Source organism: Variovorax sp. 10N432 (assembly GCF_056394465.1).
Genome location: NZ_JBFTHX010000091.1, coordinates 1 through 5,824, shown reverse-complemented (window position 1 = coordinate 5,824; position 5,824 = coordinate 1). Strand labels below are relative to the sequence as shown.

Here is a 5,824-nt window from a genome sequence, read left to right as displayed (position 1 = left end):
AAAAAAGGCCCTTCGGTCTTGATCTGGTTCTAAAAACTGTGTCATAATCGAAGGCTCCGCTGAAAACGACGGCGACGAAGCAGCTTTAAGGGTTGCGAGTTGATCGAAGTGACTGGCGGGAGAGAAAAAGCCTCTCGAGGTTGACGAAGTCGAAAAAACTGTGTCATAATCGAAGGCTCCGCAGAAAACGCGAACTGCAGCGGCTTCCCAGTGAAGCGGTTGTGAGAAGCGAAAGAAAGCGAAAAAAGTTTGCCGGTTCTTAAAAAACCGTGTCATAATCGAAGGCTCCGCTGATCGCAGCGAAGCAAAGCAAAACAAGAGATTGTTTTGACGGATCGTTAAAAATATACAGCCGATAAGCGTGGGCGTTTGAGGCGAATGGCTAAGTTCTTCGGAACAAAGTCTTCAAGACTTTAAACGCTCATGAGAATAGAAGTGAAGTTCACTTCAATTCCGTTTTTGTGAGTTTTGTCTGACCGCGAGGTTGGACGCAAAATCAAGATCGAACTATAGAGTTTGATCMTGGCTCAGATTGAACGCTGGCGGCAKGCCTWACACATGCAAGTCGAACGGCAGCGCGGGAGCAATCCTGGCGGCGAGTGGCGAACGGGTGAGTAATACATCGGAACGTGCCCAATCGTGGGGGATAACGCAGCGAAAGCTGTGCTAATACCGCATAAGATCTACGGATGAAAGCAGGGGATCGCAAGACCTTGCGCGAATGGAGCGGCCGATGGCAGATTAGGTAGTTGGTGAGGTAAAGGCTCACCAAGCCTTCGATCTGTAGCTGGTCTGAGAGGACGACCAGCCACACTGGGACTGAGACACGGCCCAGACTCCTACGGGAGGCAGCAGTGGGGAATTTTGGACAATGGGCGCAAGCCTGATCCAGCCATGCCGCGTGCAGGATGAAGGCCTTCGGGTTGTAAACTGCTTTTGTACGGAACGAAAAGTCTCTTTCTAATAAAGAGGGATCATGACGGTACCGTAAGAATAAGCACCGGCTAACTACGTGCCAGCAGCCGCGGTAATACGTAGGGTGCAAGCGTTAATCGGAATTACTGGGCGTAAAGCGTGCGCAGGCGGTTATGTAAGACAGTTGTGAAATCCCCGGGCTCAACCTGGGAACTGCATCTGTGACTGCATAGCTAGAGTACGGTAGAGGGGGATGGAATTCCGCGTGTAGCAGTGAAATGCGTAGATATGCGGAGGAACACCGATGGCGAAGGCAATCCCCTGGACCTGTACTGACGCTCATGCACGAAAGCGTGGGGAGCAAACAGGATTAGATACCCTGGTAGTCCACGCCCTAAACGATGTCAACTGGTTGTTGGGTCTTCACTGACTCAGTAACGAAGCTAACGCGTGAAGTTGACCGCCTGGGGAGTACGGCCGCAAGGTTGAAACTCAAAGGAATTGACGGGGACCCGCACAAGCGGTGGATGATGTGGTTTAATTCGATGCAACGCGAAAAACCTTACCCACCTTTGACATGTACGGAATTTGCCAGAGATGGCTTAGTGCTCGAAAGAGAACCGTAACACAGGTGCTGCATGGCTGTCGTCAGCTCGTGTCGTGAGATGTTGGGTTAAGTCCCGCAACGAGCGCAACCCTTGTCATTAGTTGCTACATTCAGTTGGGCACTCTAGTGAGACTGCCGGTGACAAACCGGAGGAAGGTGGGGATGACGTCAAGTCCTCATGGCCCTTATAGGTGGGGCTACACACGTCATACAATGGCTGGTACAAAGGGTTGCCAACCCGCGAGGGGGAGCTAATCCCATAAAACCAGTCGTAGTCCGGATCGCAGTCTGCAACTCGACTGCGTGAAGTCGGAATCGCTAGTAATCGTGGATCAGAATGTCACGGTGAATACGTTCCCGGGTCTTGTACACACCGCCCGTCACACCATGGGAGCGGGTTCTGCCAGAAGTAGTTAGCCTAACCGCAAGGAGGGCGATTACCACGGCAGGGTTCGTGACTGGGGTGAAGTCGTAACAAGGTAGCCGTATCGGAAGGTGCGGCTGGATCACCTCCTTTCTGGAAATACAAAGCTGTTCAAGTTGAACGCCCACACTTATCGGTTGTTGGAAGATGTCGAAACATCGACATGGGTCTGTAGCTCAGCTGGTTAGAGCACCGTCTTGATAAGGCGGGGGTCGTTGGTTCGAGCCCAACTAGACCCACCAAATTCTTCCGATGGTCATGATGCTCCAGGGCGTCAGACATGAGGACCCGGGGGATTAGCTCAGCTGGGAGAGCACCTGCTTTGCAAGCAGGGGGTCGTCGGTTCGATCCCGTCATCCTCCACCAATCTTCGCGTCCTTCGGGGCTGCAACACGATACTTATAGTCAACACCAAAGCTGCTTTGCAAGAGGCATCTTTGTTGTTGATCGAGATCTCTCGGTCAATCGGCTGTTCTTTAAAAATTCATAGAGTCGAATTAGCGTCGCTGGTGGAAACCGCACATTCGTAAAGGTTTAGTGCGGACCGTGCCATCAGCGACATGAATTTTTGATTGCGTCAATTATGAACTTCAATTTCGAATCAAATCGAAAGTATGAAGTACGGCATAACGCGACAGGTGAGAGACCTGTCAATTCCTTGATGTGATTTTGGTTTCTGTGAAGAAACGTCAAAGTTATAGGGTCAAGTGAATAAGAGCACGTGGTGGATGCCTTGGCGATGATAGGCGACGAAGGACGTGATAGCCTGCGATAAGCTTCGGGGAGCTGGCAAATTAGCTTTGATCCGGAGATTTCCGAATGGGGAAACCCACCTGCAAAGGTATCGCATGCTGAATACATAGGCATGCGAGGCGAACCGGGTGAACTGAAACATCTCAGTAGCTCGAGGAAAAGACATCAACCGAGATTCCGAAAGTAGTGGCGAGCGAAATCGGAAGAGCCTGTTAGTGATAGCACAAGACTTAACGGAACAGTTTGGAAAGACTGGCCATAGCGGGTGATAGCCCCGTACGTGAAAAGACCTGTGTGGTACTGAGCTAACGAAAAGTAGGGCGGGACACGAGAAATCCTGTCTGAATATGGGGGGACCATCCTCCAAGGCTAAATACTCATCATCGACCGATAGTGAACTAGTACCGTGAGGGAAAGGCGAAAAGAACCCCGGGAGGGGAGTGAAATAGATCCTGAAACCGCGTGCTTACAAAAAGTAGGAGCCTCGTAAGGGGTGACTGCGTACCTTTTGTATAATGGGTCAGCGACTTACATTCAGTGGCAAGGTTAACCGAATAGGGAAGCCGTAGAGAAATCGAGTCCGAATAGGGCGATCAGTCGCTGGGTGTAGACCCGAAACCAAGTGATCTATCCATGGCCAGGATGAAGGTGCCGTAACAGGTACTGGAGGTCCGAACCGACTAGTGTTGCAAAACTAGCGGATGAGCTGTGGATAGGGGTGAAAGGCTAAACAAACTTGGAAATAGCTGGTTCTCTCCGAAAACTATTTAGGTAGTGCCTCAAGTATTACCGTCGGGGGTAGAGCACTGTTTTGGCTAGGGGGTCATGGCGACTTACCAAACCAAGGCAAACTCCGAATACCGACGAGTACAGCTTGGGAGACAGAGCACCGGGTGCTAACGTCCGGACTCAAGAGGGAAACAACCCAGACCGCCAGCTAAGGTCCCTAAAATTGGCTAAGTGGGAAACGAAGTGGGAAGGCTAAAACAGTCAGGATGTTGGCTTAGAAGCAGCCATCATTTAAAGAAAGCGTAATAGCTCACTGATCGAGTCGTCCTGCGCGGAAGATGTAACGGGGCTAAGCCAGTTACCGAAGCTGCGGATTTGCAATTTATTGCAAGTGGTAGGAGAGCGTTCTGTAAGCCTGTGAAGGTGCGTTGTAAAGCGTGCTGGAGGTATCAGAAGTGCGAATGCTGACATGAGTAGCGTTAAAGGGGGTGAAAAGCCCCCTCGCCGTAAGCGCAAGGTTTTCTACGCAACGTTCATCGGCGTAGAGTGAGTCGGCCCCTAAGGCGAGGCAGAGATGCGTAGCTGATGGGAAACAGGTCAATATTCCTGTACCGATGTGTAGTGCGATGTGGGGACGGATCTTAATAGGTCATCCGGGTGTTGGATATCCCGGTTTAGTGGGAAGTAGGCGTGCATTAGGCAAATCCGGTGCACATATACCGAGGCCCATGATCGAGCCAGCTTGCTGGTGAAGTGACTGAACGAGGTTCCAGGAAAAGCCACTAAGCTTCAGCTACACACGACCGTACCGCAAACCGACACTGGTGCGCGAGATGAGTATTCTAAGGCGCTTGAGAGAACTCAGGAGAAGGAACTCGGCAAATTGACACCGTAACTTCGGAAGAAGGTGTGCCCTATTAGTGTGAAGTGAACAACGGAGCATGAATGGGTTGCAAAAAATCGGTGGCTGCGACTGTTTATTAAAAACACAGCACTCTGCAAACACGAAAGTGGACGTATAGGGTGTGACGCCTGCCCGGTGCTGGAAGATTAAATGATGGGGTGCAAGCTCTTGATTGAAGTCCCAGTAAACGGCGGCCGTAACTATAACGGTCCTAAGGTAGCGAAATTCCTTGTCGGGTAAGTTCCGACCTGCACGAATGGCGTAACGATGGCCACACTGTCTCCTCCTGAGACTCAGCGAAGTTGAAATGTTTGTGATGATGCAATCTCCCCGCGGAAAGACGGAAAGACCCCATGAACCTTTACTRTAGCTTTGTATTGGACTTTGAACAGATCTGTGTAGGATAGGTGGGAGGCTTTGAAGCAGGGTCGCTAGATCTTGTGGAGCCAACGTTGAAATACCACCCTGGTGTGTTTGAGGTTCTAACCTAGGTCCATTATCTGGATCGGGGACAGTGCATGGTAGGCAGTTTGACTGGGGCGGTCTCCTCCCAAAGCGTAACGGAGGAGTTCGAAGGTACGCTAGTTACGGTCGGACATCGTGACGATAGTGCAATGGCATAAGCGTGCTTAACTGCGAGACTGACAAGTCGAGCAGATGCGAAAGCAGGACATAGTGATCCGGTGGTTCTGTATGGAAGGGCCATCGCTCAACGGATAAAAGGTACTCTGGGGATAACAGGCTGATACCGCCCAAGAGTTCATATCGACGGCGGTGTTTGGCACCTCGATGTCGGCTCATCTCATCCTGGGGCTGTAGCCGGTCCCAAGGGTATGGCTGTTCGCCATTTAAAGAGGTACGTGAGCTGGGTTTAAAACGTCGTGAGACAGTTTGGTCCCTATCTTCCGTGGGCGCTGCAGATTTGAGGAAGCCTGCTCCTAGTACGAGAGGACCGGAGTGGACACACCTCTGGTGTATCGGTTGTCACGCCAGTGGCATTGCCGAGTAGCTAAGTGTGGAAGAGATAACCGCTGAAAGCATCTAAGCGGGAAACTCGTTTCAAGATGAGATCTGCCGGGGCCTTGAGCCCCCTAAAGAGTCGTTCAAGACCAGGACGTTGATAGGTCAGGTGTGGAAGCGCAGTAATGCGTTAAGCTAACTGATACTAATTGCTCGTGCGGCTTGACCCTATAACTTTGATCTACATGATCAAGGTGTTATGCCAAGTTGACGCATTCAAGATTCCGATGCCACAAGCATCAMAGCTGATTCCAGACTCTATGAATTCGTTGTGCTGACCCCGTCAGCACGACAACCCTTTATGCCTGATGACCATAGCGAGGTGGTCCCACTCCTTCCCATCCCGAACAGGACAGTGAAACGCCTCAGCGCCGATGATAGTGCGGGTTCCCGTGTGAAAGTAGGTCATCGTCAGGCTCTTACAGCCCAAACCGCCCAGCCCCTCAAAAGGCTGGGCGTTTTGCTTTGGGGG

1 protein-coding gene, 2 tRNA genes and 3 rRNA genes are annotated in these 5,824 nt (G+C 51.3%); 5 read left to right on the top strand and 1 reads right to left on the bottom strand.

The genetic code is table 11. From position 1 onward, the window contains the following. Positions 1–276, bottom strand: a 276-nt coding sequence (locus AC1DF3_RS36525) for a hypothetical protein (protein ID WP_478142742.1), incomplete at its 3' end; no start/stop codon positions are given. A gap of 228 nt (positions 277–504) precedes the next feature. Between AC1DF3_RS36525 and AC1DF3_RS36520 the strand changes: the two genes are divergently transcribed. The 5 genes from AC1DF3_RS36520 (at position 505) to rrf (ending at position 5,769) form a co-directional block, all read left to right on the top strand. After that, positions 505–2,039, top strand: a 16S ribosomal RNA gene (locus AC1DF3_RS36520). Between the two features lie 72 nt (positions 2,040–2,111). Beyond that, positions 2,112–2,188, top strand: a tRNA-Ile gene (locus AC1DF3_RS36515). A gap of 48 nt (positions 2,189–2,236) precedes the next feature. Further along, positions 2,237–2,312, top strand: a tRNA-Ala gene (locus tag AC1DF3_RS36510). 335 nt (positions 2,313–2,647) lie between these two features. Next, positions 2,648–5,522: ribosomal RNA gene (locus AC1DF3_RS36505) — 23S ribosomal RNA — on the top strand. Between the two features lie 134 nt (positions 5,523–5,656). Continuing rightward, positions 5,657–5,769: ribosomal RNA gene (gene rrf, locus AC1DF3_RS36500) — 5S ribosomal RNA — on the top strand. The 16S, 23S and 5S rRNA genes sit together here with 2 tRNA genes alongside, the layout of an rRNA operon. The last annotated feature ends 55 nt before the right edge of the window (positions 5,770–5,824 follow it).